This is a genomic window from Kitasatospora sp. NPDC094016, from assembly GCF_040304045.1.
Classification (GTDB): domain Bacteria; phylum Actinomycetota; class Actinomycetes; order Streptomycetales; family Streptomycetaceae; genus Kitasatospora.
This window is the reverse complement of sequence record NZ_JBEOUK010000001.1, coordinates 341,397-361,693: the sequence shown is the minus strand read 5'-3', so window position 1 is coordinate 361,693 and position 20,297 is coordinate 341,397. Positions and strand designations below refer to the sequence as shown.

Annotated in this window: 14 protein-coding genes and 1 riboswitch; of the genes, 6 read left to right on the top strand and 8 right to left on the bottom strand. The window is 73.9% G+C overall.

The features are described from left to right. Window positions 1–54 precede the first annotated feature (54 nt). Genes cbiE through ABT015_RS01505 form a run of 3 tightly spaced genes read left to right on the top strand, consistent with a single transcriptional unit; the run spans window position 55 to window position 2,800 of the window. Window positions 55–1,293, top strand: a complete 1,239-nt coding sequence (gene cbiE, locus ABT015_RS01515; protein WP_350875499.1) for a precorrin-6y C5,15-methyltransferase (decarboxylating) subunit CbiE — start codon at window positions 55–57, stop codon at window positions 1,291–1,293. Then, a complete protein-coding gene (gene cobM, locus ABT015_RS01510) occupies window positions 1,290–2,051 on the top strand; it encodes a precorrin-4 C(11)-methyltransferase (protein ID WP_350875497.1) in 762 nt (253 codons plus the stop codon). Before cbiE ends, cobM begins: the two co-directional genes overlap by 4 nt. Beyond that, window positions 2,048–2,800 (top strand): cobalt-precorrin-6A reductase, encoded by a 753-nt coding sequence (locus ABT015_RS01505; RefSeq protein WP_350875495.1) that lies wholly within the window; start codon window positions 2,048–2,050, stop codon window positions 2,798–2,800. Before cobM ends, ABT015_RS01505 begins: the two co-directional genes overlap by 4 nt. 94 nt (window positions 2,801–2,894) lie before the next feature. Here the strand turns inward: ABT015_RS01505 and ABT015_RS01500 are convergent, their stop codons facing one another. Beyond that, the gene (locus ABT015_RS01500; protein ID WP_350875492.1) at window positions 2,895–4,424 is read right to left on the bottom strand and encodes a UDP-N-acetylglucosamine 1-carboxyvinyltransferase; all 1,530 of its coding nucleotides are present in this window, start codon (window positions 4,422–4,424) and stop codon (window positions 2,895–2,897) included. Between the two features lie 137 nt (window positions 4,425–4,561). Continuing rightward, window positions 4,562–5,836 carry a cobalt-precorrin-5B (C(1))-methyltransferase gene (locus tag ABT015_RS01495; RefSeq protein WP_502897251.1) on the bottom strand — a complete coding sequence of 425 codons (1,275 nt, stop codon included), beginning with the start codon at window positions 5,834–5,836 and terminating at the stop codon, window positions 4,562–4,564. A gap of 231 nt (window positions 5,837–6,067) precedes the next feature. Here ABT015_RS01495 and ABT015_RS01490 point away from each other — a divergent pair, with 231 nt between their 5' ends. Next, complete coding sequence (locus ABT015_RS01490; RefSeq protein ID WP_350875486.1) at window positions 6,068–7,807, top strand: TIGR03767 family metallophosphoesterase; 1,740 nt, start codon at window positions 6,068–6,070, stop codon at window positions 7,805–7,807. Window positions 7,808–7,879: 72 nt separating this feature from the next. Here ABT015_RS01490 and ABT015_RS01485 read toward each other — a convergent pair whose 3' ends face one another. From ABT015_RS01485 to ABT015_RS01475, 3 genes are read right to left on the bottom strand one after another with little or no spacing between them, the layout of a single operon-like run. Continuing rightward, window positions 7,880–9,400, bottom strand: coding sequence for a precorrin-2 C(20)-methyltransferase (locus tag ABT015_RS01485; protein WP_350875484.1), 1,521 nt, complete (start codon window positions 9,398–9,400; stop codon window positions 7,880–7,882). Then, window positions 9,397–10,023: a precorrin-8X methylmutase gene (locus tag ABT015_RS01480; RefSeq protein ID WP_063350072.1), complete on the bottom strand. Its 627-nt coding sequence runs from the start codon at window positions 10,021–10,023 to the stop codon at window positions 9,397–9,399. The genes ABT015_RS01485 and ABT015_RS01480 overlap by 4 nt, the downstream gene beginning before the upstream one ends. Beyond that, on the bottom strand, window positions 10,020–11,348 hold the full coding sequence (locus tag ABT015_RS01475; protein WP_350875481.1) for a ferredoxin-like domain-containing protein: 1,329 nt from the start codon (window positions 11,346–11,348) through the stop codon (window positions 10,020–10,022). The genes ABT015_RS01480 and ABT015_RS01475 overlap by 4 nt, the downstream gene beginning before the upstream one ends. A gap of 168 nt (window positions 11,349–11,516) precedes the next feature. Continuing rightward, window positions 11,517–11,602, top strand: a riboswitch (cobalamin riboswitch). 304 nt (window positions 11,603–11,906) lie between these two features. On the opposite strand from ABT015_RS01475, the gene cobN reads away from it, so the two are divergent. Beyond that, window positions 11,907–15,557: a cobaltochelatase subunit CobN gene (gene cobN, locus ABT015_RS01470; RefSeq protein ID WP_350875479.1), complete on the top strand. Its 3,651-nt coding sequence runs from the start codon at window positions 11,907–11,909 to the stop codon at window positions 15,555–15,557. A gap of 89 nt (window positions 15,558–15,646) precedes the next feature. Continuing rightward, complete coding sequence (gene lnt, locus ABT015_RS01465) at window positions 15,647–17,344, top strand: apolipoprotein N-acyltransferase (RefSeq protein WP_350875477.1); 1,698 nt, start codon at window positions 15,647–15,649, stop codon at window positions 17,342–17,344. Window positions 17,345–17,434: 90 nt separating this feature from the next. Here lnt and ABT015_RS01460 read toward each other — a convergent pair whose 3' ends face one another. The 3 genes from ABT015_RS01460 to ABT015_RS01450 all read right to left on the bottom strand — a co-directional run bounded on the left by ABT015_RS01460 (window position 17,435) and on the right by ABT015_RS01450 (window position 20,287). Further along, window positions 17,435–18,199, bottom strand: a complete 765-nt coding sequence (locus tag ABT015_RS01460; RefSeq protein WP_350875475.1) for a VOC family protein — start codon at window positions 18,197–18,199, stop codon at window positions 17,435–17,437. Between the two features lie 76 nt (window positions 18,200–18,275). Next, window positions 18,276–19,184, bottom strand: coding sequence for an NADP-dependent oxidoreductase (locus ABT015_RS01455; protein ID WP_350875473.1), 909 nt, complete (start codon window positions 19,182–19,184; stop codon window positions 18,276–18,278). 233 nt (window positions 19,185–19,417) lie between these two features. Beyond that, a complete protein-coding gene (locus ABT015_RS01450) occupies window positions 19,418–20,287 on the bottom strand; it encodes an AraC family transcriptional regulator (protein ID WP_350875471.1) in 870 nt (289 codons plus the stop codon). Window positions 20,288–20,297: the final 10 nt, after the last annotated feature.

The window sequence follows — 20,297 nt, the reverse complement described above, 5'->3', positions numbered from 1 at the left end:
CCGATAGTTGTTTTCTCTACTCACGGCGCCCGCCGAACGACAAGGAGCCACCAGGTGCCCGAGCTGCCACCCCCGATCACCGTCGTCGGGATCGGGGCCGACGGCTGGCCCGGCCTCTCCACCACCGGCCGCGCCGCCCTGCGGGCAGCCGAGGTGGTCGTCGGCGGCCCCCGGCAGCTGGACCTCCTCCCCCACGACGAGGTCGCCGCCGAGCGCGTCCCGTGGCCGTCCCCCCTGCGCCCGGCCGTCCCCGGACTGTTCGCCGCGCACGCGGACCGCCGGGTCGCCGTCCTGGCCAGCGGCGACCCGATGTTCTACGGCATCGGCCGCACCCTCGCCGAGACGGTCGGCGCCGGGCGGCTGCGCGTCCTGCCGCACCCCTCCTCCGTCTCCCACGCCTGCGCCCGACTCGGCTGGCCGCTGGAGTCCACCGAGGTGGTCAGCCTGGTCGGCCGTCCGCTGGACACCCTCGCCCTGGCCCTGAACCCCGGCCGCCGCCTGCTCGTGCTGAGCGCCGACGCCACGACCCCGGCCGCCGTCGCCGCGCTGCTCACCGCGCGCGGGTACGGCGCCGCCCGCCTGCGCGTGCTCGAACAGCTCGGCGGCCCGGCCGAACGCCAGCTCGACGGCACCGCCGACGACTGGCCGCACCCGCCCGGCGACCCGCTGAACGTCATCGCGGTCGACCTCGGCGACGGCCCCCGCAGCCCGCTCGTCCCCGGCCTGCCCGACGCCGCCTACGAGAGCGACGGCCAGCTCACCAAGCGGCACGTGCGCGCCGCCACCCTCGCCGCCCTCGCACCCTCCCCCGGCGAACTCCTCTGGGACGTCGGCGGCGGCTCCGGCTCGATCGCCGTCGAGTGGCTGCGCGCGCACCGCGACTGCCAGGCCGTCAGCATCGAACGCGACCCGGTGCGGGCCGAGCGGATCGCCCGCAACGCCGCCGCCCTAGGCGTGCCACGACTGCGCGTGGTGACCGGTCCGGCCCCCGCCGCGCTCACCGAACTCCCCACCCCCGACGTGGTGTTCATCGGCGGCGGCCTCACCGCGACCGGCCTGCTGGACAGTTGCTGGGCCGCCCTGCGACCAGGCGGCCGGATCGTCGCCAACACCGTGACGCTGGAATCCGAGGCGCTGCTCACCGAGTGGTACCGGCGCCACGGCGGGGAGCTCGTCAAGCTCGCCGTCGCGCACGCCGTTCCGGTGGGCGGCTTCACCGGGTGGCGGCAGGCCATGCCGGTCACCCAGTGGTCCGCCGTCAAGCCCAACACCCCTCAGGAGAACGCGTCGTGACCGTCCACTTCATCGGAGCCGGCCCCGGTGCCGCCGACCTGATCACCCTGCGCGGCCAGCGCCTCCTGGCCCGCGCCGAGGTCTGCCTCTACGCCGGCAGCCTGGTGCCGCGCGAACTGCTCGACGAATGCCCGCCCGGCGCCCGCCTCGTCGACACCGCGCAGCTCAACCTGGACCAGATCATCGCCGAGCTGGTCTGCGCGCACCAGGCCGGACAGGACGTGGCCCGGCTGCACTCCGGCGACCCGTCCGTCTTCTCCGCCGTCGCCGAGCAGATGCGCCGCCTCGACGCGGCCGGTGTGCCGTACGAGATCGTCCCCGGCGTGCCCGCCTTCGCCGCCGCCGCGGCCGCGCTCAAGCGGGAATTGACCGTCCCGACCGTCGGCCAGACCGTCATCCTCACCCGGATCGCCAAGCGCGCCACCCCGATGCCCGAGGGCGAGGACCTGGCCACCCTCGGCCGCAGCGGCGCCCTGTTGGTGCTGCACCTGGCCGCCGGATACGTGGACGACGTCGTCGAGCAGCTGCTCCCGCACTACGGCGCCGACTGCCCGGCCGCCGTCGTCGCGATGGCCAGCCGCCCGGACGAGCTGGTGCTGCGCGGCACCCTCGCCGACATCGCCGGGCAGGTCAAGGCCTCGGGCGTGGTGCGCACCGCCGTCATCCTGGTCGGACGGACGCTGGCCGCCGAGCAGTTCCGCGACAGCCACCTCTACTCGGCGGAGCGCGAGCGCCCGCACGAGCCCTGCGGGGCGTGAACCCCGTGACCCGGCACGTCCTGATCCTCGGCGGGACGACGGAGGGGCGGGCGCTGGCCGCCGCACTCGTCGAGCTGCCGTCCCTGCGGGTCACCAGTTCGCTGGCCGGCCGGGTCGCCCAACCCCGGCTGCCCGCCGGAGAGGTGAGGATCGGCGGCTTCGGCGGCCCGGACGGGCTGGCCGACTGGCTGCGCGGCGAACGGGTCGACGCGGTCGTCGACGCCACTCACCCGTTCGCCGCCGGGATCTCGCAGAACGCCGCACTCGCGGCGGCGGCCACCGACGTACCGCTGCTGGTGCTGCGGCGGCCAGGCTTCGCACCGGTCGCCGGGGACCGCTGGCTCCCCGTACCCTCGCTCGCCGCCGCGGCCGAGCTGCTGCCGCGGCGCGGGGAGCGGGTCTTCCTCACCACCGGACGGCAGGGCATCGCCGCGTTCGCCCACCTCGACGGGGTCCGCTTCCTCGCCAGGTCGGTCGACCCGCCCGAGCCCCCGCTGCCGCCGTCCTTCGAAGTCCTGCTGGACCGGGGGCCGTTCACGCTCGACGGCGAACGGGCGCTGCTGCGCGAGCGGGGCATCGACATCGTGGTCACCAAGGACAGCGGCGGCGCCGCGACCGCGCCCAAACTCACCGCCGCACGCGAACTGCGCCTGCCCGTGGTCATCGTGCGGCGTCCGCCGGTCCCGGACGGCGTACCGGTGGCCCCGGACGTACCGGGCGCAGTGCGGTGGTTGCAGCACCTGCGCTAGAACGGCGGGTCGGGCCGATCGAACCAACCGGGCCGACCGGGCCCAACGCGTGGGGCCGGTCGGCCATCTGACCGCCGTTCAGGTCCGGATCGAATCAGATGTCGCGGAAGGTCTCGATCTGCGCGCCGATGGAGTTGAGGCGCTCGGCGAGGTCCTCGTAGCCGCGGTTGATGACGTAGACGTTGCGCAGGACGGAGGTGCCCTGGGCGGCGAGCATCGCAAGGAGGATGACGACCGCGGGGCGGAGCGCCGGCGGGCACATCATCTCGGCGGCGCGCCAGCGGGTGGGGCCCTGGACCAGGACGCGGTGCGGGTCGAGGAGCTTGACGTCGGCGCCGAGGCGGGTCAGCTCGGTGAGGTAGATCGCACGGTTGTCGTAGACCCAGTCGTGGATCATCGTGGTGCCGTGGGCGGCCGCGGCGATGGCCGCGAAGAACGGCACGTTGTCGATGTTGATGCCGGGGAACGGCATCGGGTGGATGGTGTCGATCGGCGCGGTCAGCTTGGACGGGCGCACGGTGAGGTCGACCAGGCGGGTGTGGCCGTTGTGGGCCCGGTACTCGGGGGTCCGGTCGTAGTCGAGGCCCATCCCCTCCAGCACCGCGAGTTCGATCTCCAGGAACTCGATCGGCACCCGGCGGATCGTCAGCTCGGAGGAGGTGACGACGGCGGCGGCGAGCAGGCTCATCGCCTCCACCGGGTCCTCGGCCGGGGTGTAGTCGACGTCGCAGGTGATCTCCGGGACGCCGTGGACGGTGAGGGTGGTGGTGCCGACGCCCTCGATCCGCACGCCCAGCTTCTCCAGGAAGAAGCACAGGTCCTGGACCATGTAGTTGGGCGAGGCGTTGCGGATGACGCTGACGCCGTCGTGCCGGGCGGCGGCCAGCAGGGCGTTCTCGGTGACGGTGTCCCCGCGCTCGGTCAGCACGATCGGACGGTCCAGCGGGGTGCCCGGCTCGACCGAGGCGTGGTAGGCGCCGCCGGTGGTGGCGACCTCCAGCCCGAAGCGGCGCAGCGCGGTCAGGTGCGGCTCGACGGTGCGGGTGCCGAGATCGCAGCCGCCCGCGTACGGGATGGCGAAGCGGCTGGCGCGGTGCATCAGCGGGCCGAGGAACATCAGCACGCTGCGGGTGCGGCGGGCCGCCTCGACGTCCATCGCCGCGAGGTCGAGCTCGGCGGGCGGGGTGAGTTCGAGGTCGCGGCCGTCGTTGGTCCAGCGGCTCTTGACGCCGATGCTGGTGAGCACCTCGAGGATGCGGTAGACCTCTTCGATCCGGGCGACGCTGCGCAGCGTGGTGCGTCCGGTGGTCAGCAGTGAGGCGCAGAGGATCGCGACGCAGGCGTTCTTGCTGCTGCGGACGTCGATGGCGCCGGAGAGCCGGGTGCCGCCGGCGACCCGCAGGTGCATCGGGCCGGAGTAGCCGAGGGAGACGATCTCGCTGTCGAGGGCTTCGCCGATGCGCGCGATCATCTCAAGGCTGACGTTCTGCTTGCCCTGCTCGATGCGGTTGACCGCGCTCTGGCTGGTGCCGAGGGCCTCGCCGAGCTGCGCCTGGGACCAGCCGCGGTGCTGGCGGGCGGTACGGATGAGGGTGCCGATACGGGTGAGGTAGTCGCCTGTCACTCGCCAGACCATATCTCATGGTTGAGATGACGACAGAGCCGGGGGTGGGCGTGACACTCCTTTTGTCCGTTTCTAGTCCCGCATGAACGTCAGATCTTCACATCACCAGGCGGTATTGCCGCGATTCTGTGAGAGCGTCACGGCCCGAGCGGCTCCGCCCGGCCGACGACGGTGCCCGCGCGGTCGATGCAGATGACGTCCACCGCCACCGGCGAGCCGACCAGCACCCCGAGCGCCGTCGCCCGCGCCGCCTCGGCGACCAGATCGCCCAGCGGCACCCCGACCGCCCGGCACAACTGCACCGCCTCCAACCCGGTGTTGGCGGCGGCCACCGCCTCGGCCAACACCGGGCCGGCCCCGCCGCGCCGCGCCAGTTCGGCCAGGTACCCCTTGTCCACCTGGGAGCGCGCCGAATGCAGGTCGAGGTGACCGGCCGCGAGCTTGGACAGCTTGGCGAAGCCACCCGCGATCGTCAGCCGGGGCACCGGGTGGCGCTTGAGGTACTTGAGGACGGCGCCCGCGAAGTCGCCCATGTCGAGCAGCGCGTCCTCGGGCAGTCCGTGCACGGCGACGGCGACCTTCTCGGAGGTCGAGCCGGTGCAGCCGGCCACGTGGGTGCGGCCCGCCGCCCGGGCCACGTCCACGCCGCGGCGGATGGAGTCGATCCAGGCGGAGCAGGAGTAGGGGACGACGATACCGGTGGTGCCGAGGATGGACAGGCCTCCGAGGATGCCCAGCCGTGGATTCCAGGTGGAACGGGCGATCTCCTCGCCGTGGTCCACGGAGATCTCGACCACCACGTCCCCGCTGCCGCCGTGCGCGGCGGCCACCTCCGCCACGGCGTCGCGGATCATCTGCCGGGGCACCGGGTTGATCGCGGGCTCGCCGACGGGCAGCGGCAGGCCCGCCTTGGTGACCGTCCCCACCCCGGGGCCGGCCCGGAACACCACTCCGGCGCCGGGCTCGCCGGCCCGCACCGTCGAGCGGATCAGCGCGCCGTGGGTGACGTCGGGATCGTCGCCGGCGTCCTTGACCACGGCGGCCATCGCGCTCGCCGGCCCGGGCGGGACGGCGGCCCGGCCCCCGGCGGCGAGAGCCCTGACGGCGAGGACCCCGGCCCCGGCGGTCAGTTCATCGGCGGCGAGGGCGAAGGCCGGCTGCTGGCCCTTGGGGAGGGTGATGGTCACCGGGTCCGGGAACTCACCGGTCAGCAGCGCGGTGTACGCGGCCTTGGTGGCGGCGGTGGCGCAGGCGCCCGTGGTCCAGCCGTGCCGCAGGCCGCTGCTCTTCAGCTGGCCGGCCCGGCCCCCCGCCTCGGCTCCCGCCTCGACTCCCGCTTTGGCCACCTGCGTCTCGCTTCCGGCTCCGTTGAGGTGCGGCCGCACCGGCCGTCGGTGCCGATTTTCCCCCATTCGCCCGGCCGCGCCCCGACCGGGGGCGGTGGAGCAGGGCCCCGCGGCCCGGTGTCCGAGTCGGGGAGCGGCCGCTGCCCCGCGTTCCCGAAGAGTTCTCCGCACGGGCCTCGCACCCCACCCCTACCAGTGAGTAATCTGGCGGTCCGCCAGAGGCGGGTTCATGACACGGGGTCCGGTGTCCGGGTTGTCCGGCCGGGCCATCAGCATGTGGGGGTTTTTGTGGCAGGGATGAGTCGGCGTACGTTCCTCACCGGTACGTCGGTGGCCGCCGCCTGGTCGGCCTTGTCGCTGGGCGGCGGGCAGTTCGCCTCGGCGGCGGAGCGCGAGCGCGCACTGGCGGCCACCGCCGCGCGGGCGGTCAGGACGACGGGCACCACGCTCGACCAGGTCGCCACGCCCGTCGGCACCGGCGGGTACAAGCGACTGACGGCCGGGCCGGGCTGGCCCCTGGTGGTGCGCGGCGACCTGGCGGCGCCGGGCACCGGGCGGGACGACCGGCGGACCGGGCTGGCCAGCTTCGTCCAGTTCAGCGACCTGCACCTGGTGGACACCGAGTCCCCGGTGCGCTTCGAGTACCTGGCCCGGTTCAACGGCAGTGCGTACCGGCCGCAGGAGGCCCTGAACGCCCGCGGCGTCTCGGCCCTCGTCGAGCGGGTCAACGCGCTCGACGGCGGCCCCTACACCGGGATGCCGTTCAGCATGGTGATGGCCACCGGCGACAACACCGACAACCACGAGCAGGCCGAACTCGACTGGTACCTCACCGTCATGGGCGGCGGCCGGCTCGCCCAGAACACCGGTGACCCGAACCGCTACGAAGGCGTGCAGAACTCGGGCAACGCCGCCTACTGGAACCCCGAACTCGCCTACAACGACGGCTACAAGGCGAAGGGCTTCCCGCGGATACCGGGCTTCCTCGACGCCGCCGGGCGGCCGTTCGACGCCCCCGGCCTGCGTACGCCCTGGTACACGACGGTCGGCAACCACGACGACAGCCTGGAGGGCTCGCTGCCGGACCTCGGGCTGCTGAACGACCTCTACACCGGCCAGTACAAGCTGGAGGGCTGCGACGACGCGGACGCGGCCCAGCTGATGGACTCGCTGCGCCGCGACCCGGCCGGCGCCGCGCTCCTGCTCGCGAAGCTGCTCGCGAGCGGCGACGCGGTGCGCCGGATCACCCCGGACGAGCGCCGACGGCCTTTCACGCTCAAGGAGTTCGCCAAGGCCCACCTGAACCCGGCACACACCGGCGCGGGCCCGTACGGACACGGTTTCACCTCGGACATGGTGAGCAGCGGCAAGCTCTACTACACCTTCCGCGTCTCGGAGAAGGTGGTCGGCATCAGCCTGGACACCACCAACCAGGCCGGATTCGCGGACGGCTCCCTGGGCACCGCGCAACTGCGCTGGCTGGAACAGCAGTTGAAGGCGCACAGCGGGCACTGGTACGACACCGACGGGCGCAAGGTGACGGGCGGCAGCACGGACGAGGTGATCCTCCTGTTCAGCCACCACACGAGCACCACCATGGGCAACCTGCTGCCCGACCCGCGCAACATCTTCGAGAAGCGGCACGACGGCAACGAGCTGGTGGCGCTGCTCCAGCGCTACCCGAACGTGATCGCGTGGGTGAACGGGCACACCCACATGAACAAGGTCACGGCGCACGGCCACGCGGTGCCGGAGCGGGCGTTCTGGGAGATCAACACCGCCTCGCACATCGACTACCCGCAGCACGGGCGCATCATCGAGATCGCGGACAACGGGGACGGCACGCTCTCCCTGTTCACGACGCTGATCGAGTCCTCCGCTCCGTACGGCACGGACTTCGGCAGCACCTCGGACGCCAACCTCGCCGCGCTGTACCGCGAGCTGTCGTACAACGACCCGAACGGCCGGCCGGCGGCACTGCTGGGCGCGGGCGAGGACCACAACACGGAGCTGGTGATCACCAAGCCGACCCGGTAACAGAAAACAGATGACAGCTAACAGATGATGAAATCTGTTAGCTGTCATCTGTCAGTCGTCAGTTGTCGCCCGTCACGACTCCGGGTATCGCCGCGGCGTCCAGACGACCTCCACGCCACCGCCCCGCTCGACCGCCTGGGTCTGCGAGGAGCCGATCAGCAGGATCGTCCGCATGTCGACCAGCGCCGGATCCAGCTCGCCCAACCGGACGATCCGCACGCGCTCGGTCGGCCCGCCGACGTCGCGCGCCATCACCACCGGCGTCTCGGGCGCGCGGTACTCCAGCAGCAGGTCCCGGGCGAGGGCGACCTGCGTGGTGCGCGACTTCGATCCCGGGTTGTAGAGCGCGAGCACCAGGTCCGCCTCGGCCGCCGCGCGCAGCCTGCGGGCGACCACGTCCCAGGGCTTGAGCCGGTCCGACAGCGACACCACCGCGTAGTCGTGCCCGAGCGGGGCACCGGCCCGGGAGGCGGCCGCGTGCGCCGCGGTCATCCCCGGGACGATCCGCACCGGAACGTCCCGGTAGGCCTCCTCACAGGCGACTTCCAGGACGGCGGTGGCCATCGCGAAGACGCCCGGGTCACCCGAGGACACCACCGCGACCTTGTGCCCGCGGCGGGCCAGTTCGAGGGCGTACTCGGCACGCTCGGACTCCACCTTGTTGTCCGAAGCGTGCCGCCGCTGCCCCGGCCGCTCGGGCACCCGGTCCAGGTAGGTGGTGTAGCCGACCAGGTCGGTCGCCTCGGCCAGGACGCCGCGCGCCTCGGGGGTGAGCCAGAGCGGCCCGGCCGGTCCGGTGCCGATGACGGCCACCGCGCCCGCGCCGTCCGTCCGCCGCTCCACCGGCTCCAGCGGCGCGACCTTGCTCGGCAGCACCGCCACCGAGAAGTACGGGACGGTCTCGCCCTCGACCTCCGCGAGCGGCAGGATGCGCTCCCCGTCCATGAACGCGCGCTCGACGTACTGCGCGTCGTCGAGCCGGCCGGCCCGCTCCAGTGCCCGCCGAACGGCCGGGAAGGTGCGCCCCAGCTTCATGATCACGGCGGAGTCGGCGGCGGCGATCCGCGCCGTCAGCTCCTCCTCGGGCAGCGTGCCCGGGATGACGGTGAGCGTCTCCTCGGCCTCGGTCAGCGGCTGGCCCAGCCGGGCGGCCGCGGCGCTGACGGAGGTCACGCCCGGCACCACCTCGGTCGGGTAGCGGTGCGCGAGCCGCTTGTGCATGTGCTGGTACGAGCCGTAGAACAGCGGGTCGCCCTCGGCGAGGACCACGACGTCGCGGCCGGCGTCCAGGTGGGCGGCCAGCCGGGCGGCGGCCTCCTCGTAGAAGTCGTCCAGCGCGCCCCGGTAGCCGCCCGGGTGGTCGGTGGTCTCGACCGTGATCGGGTAGACCAGCTTCTCCTCGATCTGACCATCCGTCAGATAGCGCTCGGCGATCGAGCGCGCGATGGACCGGCCGTGCCGGGCGCTGTGGTAGGCCACCACGTCGGCCTTGCCGATGAGTTCGGCCGCCCGGACGGTCACCAGCGACGGGTCGCCGGGGCCGAGCCCGACCCCGTAGAGTCGGCCAGTACCAGTGATCTGACGATCCGTCACTCTTCTTCGCTCGCAATCGCGTTGACGGCGGCGGCGGCGATCGCACTGCCACCGCGCCGGCCGCGCACCACCAGGTGCTCCAGGCCGGACGGGTGCTCGGCCAGGGCCTGCTTGGACTCGGCGGCGCCGATGAAGCCGACCGGGACGCCGATCACCGCGGCCGGGCGCGGCGCGCCGGCCTCGATCATCTCCAGCAGCCGGAACAGCGAGGTCGGCGCGTTGCCGACGGCCACCACCGCGCCTTCCAGCCGGGGCAGCCACAGTTCCATGGCGGCGGCGCTGCGGGTGTTGCCCATCTTCCGGGCGAGCTCCGGCACGGACGGGTCGGTGAGGGTGCACACGACCTCGTTGTCGGCGGGCAGCCGCTTGCGGGTGACGCCGCTCGCCACCATGTTCACGTCGCACAGGATCGGCGCCCCGGCCCGCAGCGCCGCGCGCGCGGAGGCGACCACGCCCGGCGAGTACACCAGGTCCTCGACCAGGTCGACCATCCCGCAGGCGTGGATCATCCGCACCGCGACCTGGGAGACGTCCGCCGGGAGGGCGGCCAGGTCGGCCTCCGCACGGATGGTGGCAAAGGACTGGCGGTAGATGGACGCGCCGTCCTTCTCGTACTCGATCACTTCGTGGTCCTCCTGGCCTCGGCGACCGCCTCGGCCATCTCCTCGTTCGTCACGTCCACGGCCGCCCCGGCGGCCGCCGGACCGTTCACCGTCACCCGGTAGCCCTGCCCGGTGGCGAGCACGTCCACCCACCGCCCGGCCGGATGACCGCAGCGTCGTTCACACCCCGACCAGTGCACCGGGAGACCGGCGGTCGGAAGGCCCACCACCGGCAGGCTCCCGGCGACGGCCGCATCGAGCGCGCACGCCGCATCGAGCGCCCGCGCCGCGTCGGCCCGGACGTCGGTCCGCGACTTGGCGCACCCCGGCAGCCCGGTGCAGGCGGTGGCCCGCTCCCAGGGCGAACCGGGCGCGGTCCGGAACCCGGCCGCCGCCAGCGCGGGCAGCCGGTCGGCCGGCGCCCCCGGCAGCACCGCGCCGCGCCAGGGCGTCAGCCGGATCTCCCCGGCACAGGCGCCCGCGAGTTCCCGCCACTGCGCGGCACCGGCCCGGCCGAAGCGCATGCCCACCGACAGCCCGCCCGCCACGGCCCCGCCCGCCGGCGTGGCCAGCCGGCCGACCGTGGGGAACGGGCCGACCGTGCGGACCACGCCGACCGCGGGCGCGGCCCCGACGAAGGCGGGCACCGACACGGGCCCGGCCGGCAGCAGCTCGGGGACCTCGCGCAGGTGCCAGGCCTTGCGCCCGCTTTCCCGCAGCGCGTGCAGGAAGGCCCGAGCCGCGTCGAGCACGGCCGTCACCTCCCGCCCCGCCGGCACCGGACGCCCGTGGGCGGCCCGTCCCAGGCGCAGCAGCGCCGACCCGTCCGGGCCTGCGATCAATGTCACATCGGCGTCGAACGCGGCGACGTCGCCCCGCCCGTCGTCCAGCGCGAACAGGAACTTGCCGGAGAGCCCGGCCGCCCAGTCGCTCGCGCACAGCCGCGCGTCCAGTTCCCGCACCCAGGCCTGCACGTCGGCGAAACCGTGTCCGTCGAGCCCGGCGAGCGGGGAGGCCACGATGTTGCGGACCCGTTCGTGCGTGTCCGAGGGCAGCAGGCCGACGGCGCGCAGCCGTTCGGCGAGTTCGGCCCCGCAGTGCGAAGCCAGGCCGCGGAGTTGGACGTTGCCGCGGGAGGTGGTCTCCAGTTCGCCGTCGCCGAGCGCCTCGGCGGCGTCTGCCAGCGCCAGCGCCTGACGCACCGTCAGCAGACCGCCGGGCAGGCGGACCCGGGCCAGGGCGCCGTCGTCGGCCGGGTGTAGACGAAGGGCCCCTGGGCAGGCGTCCGCGCGCCCCCGGTCGGGCACCGCGGCGCCCGGCGCGGTGGCGTCGGGTGTCGGTGGCATGGGCGCGAGCATACAGATGATCCGATCGGTTGCCTTTGTCCGTCGCCTCACACCCCGGGCGCTCCGGGCGGCCTCCCCGGGATCGCCCTCCCCCAGGTCAGCCGCACCCCGTACGATGCTGGCGGACGGTCCCCCGCGGACCGTCCGCACGCCAGCGACGGCGCAGGGGAGGAAACCGGTGCAAGCCCGGTGCGGTCCCGCCACTGTGACCGCGGTTCACCGGGAGACCGGACGGCCGCGGGAGCCAGGAACTCCTGCCGTCCTCCACCGGCCCGGGGCGCGGACCCCGAGGAAGGCTCGAAGAGCAATGCGCTGCCGCATGCCCGTGCCCGGGTCCCCGGGCGCCTCACGCCCGCCCGACTGCGGGCGCTTCGCCGACGCCTCGGCGCTCCTTCGGTCGCCGGCCACACGCCGTCGTTCGCCTTCGCCGGCCACACGCCGCCGCACTCCTTCGCCGGTCGCGTGCCGCGCGCTTTCGTCCGTCGCTCGTCACTCGTCACTTTCCACGCCGGCGCGCCCTTCGGCTCAGGGCGGCTCCGAGGCCGGGAGGGCCTTCGCATGATCCTGCTGCTGTCGACGTCCGACACCGACCTGCTCAGTGCCCGCGCCGCCGAGGGCCCGGTCCGCTACCGGCTCGGCAACCCGGCCCGGCTCACCCCCGAGGACCTGCCCGCACTGCTGGCGGGCACCGACCTCGTCGTGGTGCGCCTGCTCGGCGGTCGCCGCGCCTGGCAGGAGGGCCTGGACGCGCTGCTGGCCGGCCCCCGCCCGGTGATCGTGCTGACCGGTGAACAGGCCCCCGACGCCCAGCTGATGGAGCTGTCCACCGTCCCGGCCGGCATCGCCGCCGAGGCGCACGCCTACCTCGCGCACGGCGGCGCCGCCAACCTCGCCGAGCTGGCCGCCTTCCTCTCCGACACCGTGCTGCTGACCGGCCACGGCTTCGCCCCGCCCGCCTCCGCCCCGGCCTGGGGGCCGCTGGAGCGCGAAGCCCGCACGCAGGACGGCCCGACGGTCGCGGTGCTCTACTACCGCGCCCACCACATGAGCGGCAACACCGCCTTCGTCGAGACGCTCTGCCGGGCGATCGAGGACCAGGGCGCGCAGGCCAGGGCCTACTACTGCGCCTCCCTGCGCGGCGCCGAGCCCGAACTGCTGGCCGCGCTCGGCGAGGCCGACGCGCTCGTCACCACCGTGCTCGCCGCCGGCGGCACCCGCCCGGCCGACGCGCAGGCCGGCGGCGACGAGGAGGCCTGGGACGCGGGCGCGCTCGCCGCCCTGGACCGGCCGATCCTCCAGGCGCTCTGCCTCACCTGGTCGCGCGCCCAGTGGGAGGCCAGCGACGACGGCCTGTCCCCGCTGGACACCGCCACCCAGATCGCGGTGCCGGAGTTCGACGGCCGGCTGATCAGCGTCCCGTTCTCCTTCAAGGAGCTGGACGAGGACGGCCTCACCGTCTACGCCGCCGACCCGGAGCGCGCCGCCCGGGTGGCCGGCACCGCCGTCAAGCACGCCCGGCTGCGACACATCCCGGCCGCCGAGCGCCGCCTCGCGCTCGTGCTGTCCGCCTACCCGACCAAGCACGCCCGGGTCGGCAACGCCGTCGGCCTGGACACCCCGGCCAGCGCGATCCGCCTGCTGAACCGGCTGCGCGCGGAGGGCATGGACCTGGGTTCGGACCTGCCCGGACTGGACGGCACGAACGACGGCTCCTCCGATGCGCCCCAGGACTCCTCGCTCGACGCCTCCCACGAGGGCGACGCCCTGATCCACGCCCTGATCGCGGCCGGCGGCTACGACCAGGACTGGCTCACCGAGGACCAGCTGGCCCGCAACCCGGTGCGCATCCCCGCCGCCGACTACCGCCGCTGGTACGCCACGCTCCCCCAGGCGCTGCGCGAGCAGGTCGAGGAGCACTGGGGCCCGGCCCCCGGCGAGCTCTACGTCGACCGCTCGCAGAACCCGGACGGCGACATCGTGCTGGCCGCGATCCGCTCCGGGAACCTGCTCGTCCTGATCCAGCCGCCGCGCGGCTTCGGCGAGAACCCCGTCGCCATCTACCACGACCCCGACCTGCCGCCGAGCCACCACTACCTGGCCGCCTACCGCTGGATCGAGGCCGCGCAGGCCGACGGCGGCTTCGGCGCGCACGCCGTCATCCACCTCGGCAAGCACGGCAACCTGGAGTGGCTGCCCGGCAAGACCGCCGCGCTGTCCGCCGAGTGCGGCCCGGACGCCGTCCTGGGCGATCTGCCGCTGATCTACCCGTTCCTCGTCAACGACCCGGGCGAGGGGACCCAGGCCAAGCGCCGCGCCCACGCCACCCTGGTCGACCACCTCGTCCCGCCGATGGCCCGCGCCGACTCCTACGGCGACATCGCCCGCCTGGAGCAGCTGCTGGACGAGCACTCCAACATCGCCGCGATGGACCCGGCCAAGCTGCCCGCGATCCGCGCGCAGATCTGGACCCTCATCCAGGCCGCCAAGCTGGACCACGACCTCGGCCTGGACGAGCGCCCCGAGGACGACGGCTTCGACGACTTCCTGCTGCACGTCGACGGCTGGCTGTGCGAGATCAAGGACGCCCAGATCCGCGACGGCCTGCACGTCCTCGGCCAGGCGCCGGCCGGCACCGACCGGGTCAACATCGTGCTCGCCATCCTGCGCGCCCGCCAGATCTGGGGCGGCGTCAGCGCGCTGCCGGGCCTGCGCGAGGCGCTCGGGCTGGACGAGGCCGCGCTCACCCTCGGGGCCACCGACGCCGCCGAGGCCCAGGCCCGCGCCCTGGTCGAGGCCATGGAGGCGCAGGACTGGGCGGTCGAGGCGGTGGAGAAGGTCGCCGCCGGGCTGCCGGAGGCCGTCCACGAGGTGCTGACCTTCACCGCCACCCAGGTGGTACCGCGACTGGCCGCCACCACCGACGAGCTGGACGCCGTGCTGCACGCGCTGCGCGGCGGCTTCGTCCCGGCCGGGCCGTCCGGCTCGCCGCTGCGCGGCCTGGTCAACGTGCTGCCGACCGGCCGCAACTTCTACTCCGTCGACCCGAAGGCCGTCCCGAGCAAGCTCGCCTGGGAGACCGGCCAGGCGCTCGCCACCTCGCTGGTCGAGCGGTACACCGCCGACAACGACGGCGCCTACCCGCCCTCGGTCGGGCTGTCGCTGTGGGGCACCAGCGCGATGCGCACCGCCGGTGACGACATCGCCGAGGCCTTCGCCCTGCTCGGCGTCCGCCCGGTCTGGGACGACGCCTCGCGCCGGGTCACCGGCCTGGAGCCGATCACCCTCGCCGAGCTGGGCCGCCCGCGCATCGACGTGACGCTGCGCATCTCCGGCTTCTTCCGCGACGCCTTCCCGCACGTGGTCGCCCTGCTGGACGACGCGGTGCGTCTGGCCGCCGCCCAGGAGGAGCCCGCGGAGCAGAACTTCGTGCGCGCCCACGTCCAGGCCGACCTCGCGGTGCACGGCGACGAGCGCAAGGCCACCGTCCGCGTCTTCGGCTCCCGCCCTGGCACCTACGGCGCGGGCCTGCTCCAGCTGATCGACAGCCGGGACTGGCGCACCGACGCCGACCTGGCCGAGGTGTACACGGTCTGGGGCGGCTACGCCTACGGCCGCGGGCTGGACGGGCGGCCGGCCCGCGAGGAGATGGAGACCGCGTACAAGCGGATCACCGTCGCCGCGAAGAACACCGACACCCGCGAGCACGACATCGCCGACTCGGACGACTACTTCCAGTACCACGGCGGCATGGTGGCCACCGTCCGGGCGCTCACCGGCAAGGCGCCGACCGCCTACATCGGCGACTCGACCCGCCCGGAGACGGTCCGCACCCGGACGCTGACCGAGGAGGCCGCCCGCGTCTTCCGCGCCCGGGTGGTCAACCCGCGCTGGATCGAGGCGATGCGCCGGCACGGGTACAAGGGCGCGTTCGAGATGGCCGCGACGGTGGACTACCTGTTCGGCTACGACGCCACGACCGGCGTGGTGGCGGACTGGATGTACGAGAAGCTCACCCAGGAGTACGTGCTCGACCCGGTCAACCGGGAGTTCCTGACCGGCGCCAACCCGTGGGCGCTGCACGGGATCAGCGAGCGGCTGCTGGAGGCGGCCAGCCGCGGGCTGTGGGAGCAGCCCGACCCGGAGCTGATCGCGCAGTTGCAGGCCGCGTTCCTGGAGACCGAGGGGGACCTGGAGGGCGACGAGGGCTGAGTCACGGGGGTGGCCACCGGTGTTCCCGTAGCCCATTCGGGTGACAGGAACACTGGTGGCGTAGTCCGTCCAAGCGGACAATACGGGGCATGCCCCGCCGCCTCGCCCTCACCAGCCCCGCCCGGCGCACGCCGCACTCCTCGCACCCCGAGCAGCCCGAGCACTCCTCGGATCCCGGGCACCCCCGGCGCCCCGAACCTCCCGGGCACTCCGAGCACGGCGAGCACTCCGAACCCGGCGGGCAGTCCGAACCCGGCGGGCAGTCCGGACACGGCGGCCACCCGCAGGCTCACCCGCACCGCTACCGGGCGCGGTTCGGCGCCCTGGCGGCCGGGGCCGTACCGGTGCTCGCCTTCCCGGCGCCGGGGCAGGCCTGGCTGGCCTGGGTCGCGCTCGTCCCCGGGATGCTGCTGATGCAGCGCGCGCCCGGCGGGCGGGAGGCGGCGGTGCGCGGGTGGTGGTTCGGGGCGGGCTTCATCCTGACCGCGATGTACTGGCTGGTCCCGTCCATCGGGCCGGGGCTACCGGTGCTCGCCGTGCTGTTCGGGGCGCTCCAGGGCGGCTTCGGGTACGCCGTCCACCGGCTGCTGCACCCGCCGCTGACCGGCCGTCGGGCGCTGCTCGCGCTGCTCGTTGTCCCGGCGGTCTGGGTGACCACCGAGTACGCACGCTCCTGGGACGCGCTCGGCGGGCCGTGGGCGCTGCTCGGCGCCACCCAGTGGCAGCACCCGGCGATCCTCGGACTGGCCTCGACCGGCGGGATCTGGCTGGTCAGCGCGGCCGTCGCGGCCGCCAACACCGGGGTGCTGATCGTCCTGACCGCCGTGCACCGGCGACCGCGTGCCCTTGCGGCGCTGACCACCGTCCTGGTCCTGGCCGCCGGCCCGCTGCTGTTCGCGCTGCGCGACGCCCCCGCCCCGGCCGGGGCGGTCACCGTCGCGCTGGTCCAGCCCGGCATCGTGGACGACCCGCAGGCCCGGTTCGAGGCCAGCGCCCAGGCCACCGCCGCGCTCGGCGGGCAGCCGGTGGACCTGGTCGTCTGGGGCGAGAGCAGCACCACCGCCGACCTCGACCGCGACCCGGCCGCGCTCGACCAGCTGCGCCGGCTCTCCGCCGTCACCGGGGCGCAGATCATCGCCGGGGAGGACGCCCGCAAGGCGGACGGGCGGATCTCCAAGGACGCGGTGCTGGTCTCCCCCGCGGGCGTACTGGACCGCTACCGCAAGATCCGGCTGGTGCCCTTCGGCGAGTACATCCCGCTGCGGCCGGTGCTCGGCTGGATCGCCGGCGTCAGCCGGGCGGCCGGCGAGAACCGGGCGCCCGGCACCGCCTTCCACGTCCTGCCGGTCACCGACCGGGCCGGCGGACCGCTGCCGGTCGGCGCGCTGATCTGCTTCGAGTCGGCCTTCCCCGACCTCGCCCGCACCGCCGCGCGGGACGGCGCCCGGGTGCTGGTCTACCAGTCCTCCACCTCGACCTTCCAGCACACCTGGGCACCCGAACAGCACGTCTCGCTGGCGGCGATCCGGGCCGCCGAGACCGGCCGGCCGGCCGTGCAGGCCTCGCTGACCGGGGTGTCGGCGGCCTTCGACGCGCAGGGCCGCGAGCTCGCCCGGCTCGGTACCGACGGCACCGGCGCGCTGACCGTCCGGCTGCCGCTCACCGAGCCCGGGACGCTGACCTGGTACGACCGGATCGGCGACGTGGTGCCGATCAGCGCGCTGCTCGTCACGGCGGGCGCGACGGCGGCGGCGTGGCGTTCCAGCCGCGGTCGGCGCCCGGCGTGAGGGCGGAGGCTACGCCCGCCGGGAGGACGGCGGGGTCCTCGGCAGGGGCGTGAGCAGGGACGTCGACAGGGACGTGGTCTCCGGTGGGGGTCAGCCCTCGGCGCCGGCCAGGTGGACGCCGAACGACGCGCCCTGTGGGTCGCGCAGCACGGCGATCCGGGGGCCGCCCGGCACGTCGGTGGCCGCCATCAGCACGTCCGCGCCGAGGCCGCTCGCCCGGGCGACGGTGTTGTCGACGTCCGCGACCGAGAAGTACGGCAGCCAGTGCGGCGGCACCTGCGGCGGGAAGCGGTCGTCCATCACCAGCATGCCGCCGAAGTCCTCGCCGCCCAGGCCCCACTGGGTGTACTGCTCTGACGGGCTGACGGACCAGCCGAAGACCGCCGGGTAGAAGGCGGTCGCACCGGCCGGGTCGCGGGTGAGCAGTTCCACCCAGCCGAGCGCGCCCGGCTCGTTGAACACCCCGGCGCCCGCGAACGCGCGGGCCTGCCAGAGCAGGAAGACCGCGCCGGAACCGTCCCCGACCACCGCGAAGCGGCCGAGGTCGGACGCGTCGGTGGGCTCCTTCAGGACCTTGCCGCCGGCATCCTCGACCTTCGCGACGGTGGCGTCGGTGTCGGTGACCGCGAAGCAGGTCGACCAGGCGATGGGCTGCTGCGGTGCGAACCGCGGGCTGACGGCGGCCGCCGGGGCGTCGCCGAGGAACATCTGGGTGTAGCCGTTGGCCTCGGGGCGCACGTCGGCCTCGGCCCGCCAGCCGAACAACTCGCTGTAGAAGGTGCTGGCGGCGGCCGGGTCGGAGGTGCCCAGCTCGACCCAGCAGGGGCCGCCGATGGTCACGGAGTTCTGCTTCATGGCTTCTTCTCTCGACTTCTTCTCTCGGTTCTCGATCTCTCGGTCTGAACTGACTGATCGTCACTCTTGTTGTGGGTCAAGCGACTTCGAGTACCACCTTGCCGCGGGCGTGGCCGGATTCGACGAAGGCGAGCGCCTCGGCGGCGCGGTCCAGCGGGTAGCGGCCGGTGACGTGCGGATCCAGCTCGCCGGCGGCGACCAGGGCCGCCAGCGCGGACAGGCTCTCGGAGGTCGTCGAGCGGGTGATGTAGCGGCCGCCGAGTTCGGCCACGGTGGCCGGGTCGGCGGTGCTGACCAGGTCCGTACGCTCCTCGCGCACGGGGGCGGCGGCCCGCAGGGCGTCGCCCCCGACCAGGTCGAGGATGCCGTCGACGCCGTCGGGCGCGGCGGCCGCGATCCGTTCGACGAGGCCGTCGCCGTAGCGGACCGGCACCGCCCCGAGGGACTCCACGTACGCGCGGTTGGCGTCGCTCGCGGTGCCGAGGACGGTCAGGCCGCGACTGCGGGCGATCTGGGCGGCCGCGCTGCCGACACCGCCGGCGATGCCGAGGATCAGCAGCGTCCGGCCGGCGCCGAGGCCGAGGTCACGGACGGCGTCGTCCGCGGTGGCCGCCGACACGGGCAGGACGGCGACCTGGTCGAATCCGACGCCCTCGGGCTTGAGGGCGCTCAACTCGGCGTGCAGCAGCGTCTGCTCGGCATAGGCACCGGCGGCCGCGAGGCCGAACACCTCATCGCCCGGAGTGAACCCGGTGACCCCGGGGCCGACTTGCAGGACCACGCCCGAGGCCTCCTGGCCCATGACGGCGGGGAGTTCGCGCTCCCGGCCGAGCAGGCCCGTGCGGATCTTCCAGTCCACCGGGTTCACCCCGGCCACACCGACCGCGATCGCCAGTTGCCCGGGGCCGGGCTCCAGCACCGGGCGGTCCAGGAACTCCTGTGTCTCCGGCCCGCCGTAGTCGACGAAGCCGAATGCCTTGGCCATCGGTGATCCCACTCCTCGGGTAGCGGCTGCGATCCCCCGTCCTCCCCCGCCCCAGCATGCGGGCGGGGGAGGACGGGTGCGGGCGCTGCTGGGCCGAACGGGGGCGGGCGGGGCGGCGGGCGTCGACAGTGGGCACCGGAGGGAGAACAAAAAACAGATGACAGATAACAGATTTCGAAATCTGTTATCTGTCATCTGTTTTTTGTCAGTTGTCAGCCGTCAACGGCCGCCCGTCAGCGCAGCGCCCGTGCCACCGGGATCCACAGCTGGGCTTCCGCCTGGCCGTCCGGCAGGAACCGGGTACGCAGGATCTCCGGCCCCGGCCGGAACTCGTACGGGTTGGAGGGGAACCACTGCGTGAAGACGTCCCGCCACATCTCCTGGAGGGCCTTCGGGAAGGTCCCGGTGTTGGAGAAGGCCGCCCAGGTCCCCGCCGGCACCTCCCGAACGTCCAGGCCGTCCGGGACGACGGTGCCCGCGTCCGCCACCACCGCGTGGTAGTAGTCGAGTTCGACACCCTCCTCGCGACTCTCCGAGAAGAACTCGGTGACCGAGAGGATGCCTTCCGGCTCGCGGCCGGAGAGCGCCGAGATCCGGTCGACGGTCTCCTGGCCGAGCCCCTTGATGAACGAGGCGATGGCCGGGTTCACCCCCTCGTGCACCAGCGGGACCCGAGCCCGCCGACCGATGATCCGGAAGTCCGGCTGCTCGATGATCCGGTATTCCATACTGCTGCTTCCCTCCACGACGAGTCGGAAGGACATCCGGGGCTGGGACTTGAGCACCGCGCCCTCGCGCCGGGCCTCACCGGGCCCGACCCCGTGCATCGCCCGGAACGCCCGGGCGAACGCCTCCCCCGAGGTGTAGCCGTACCGGATCGCGACCTCCAGCAACGTCCGCTCCCCGCCGAGGACTTCGGCCCCGGCGACGGTCAACCGACGGCGCCGGACGTAGTCCGACAGCGGCATCCCGGAGAGCATCGAGAACAGCCGTCGGAAGTGGTACTCCGACGTCATCGCGATCCGGGCCAGCTCGGCGACCTCGACCTCCTGGTCCAGGGTCCGTTCGATGTGCTCCATCGCCCGGTTCAGGTGTTCCAGCACTCCGACCCCG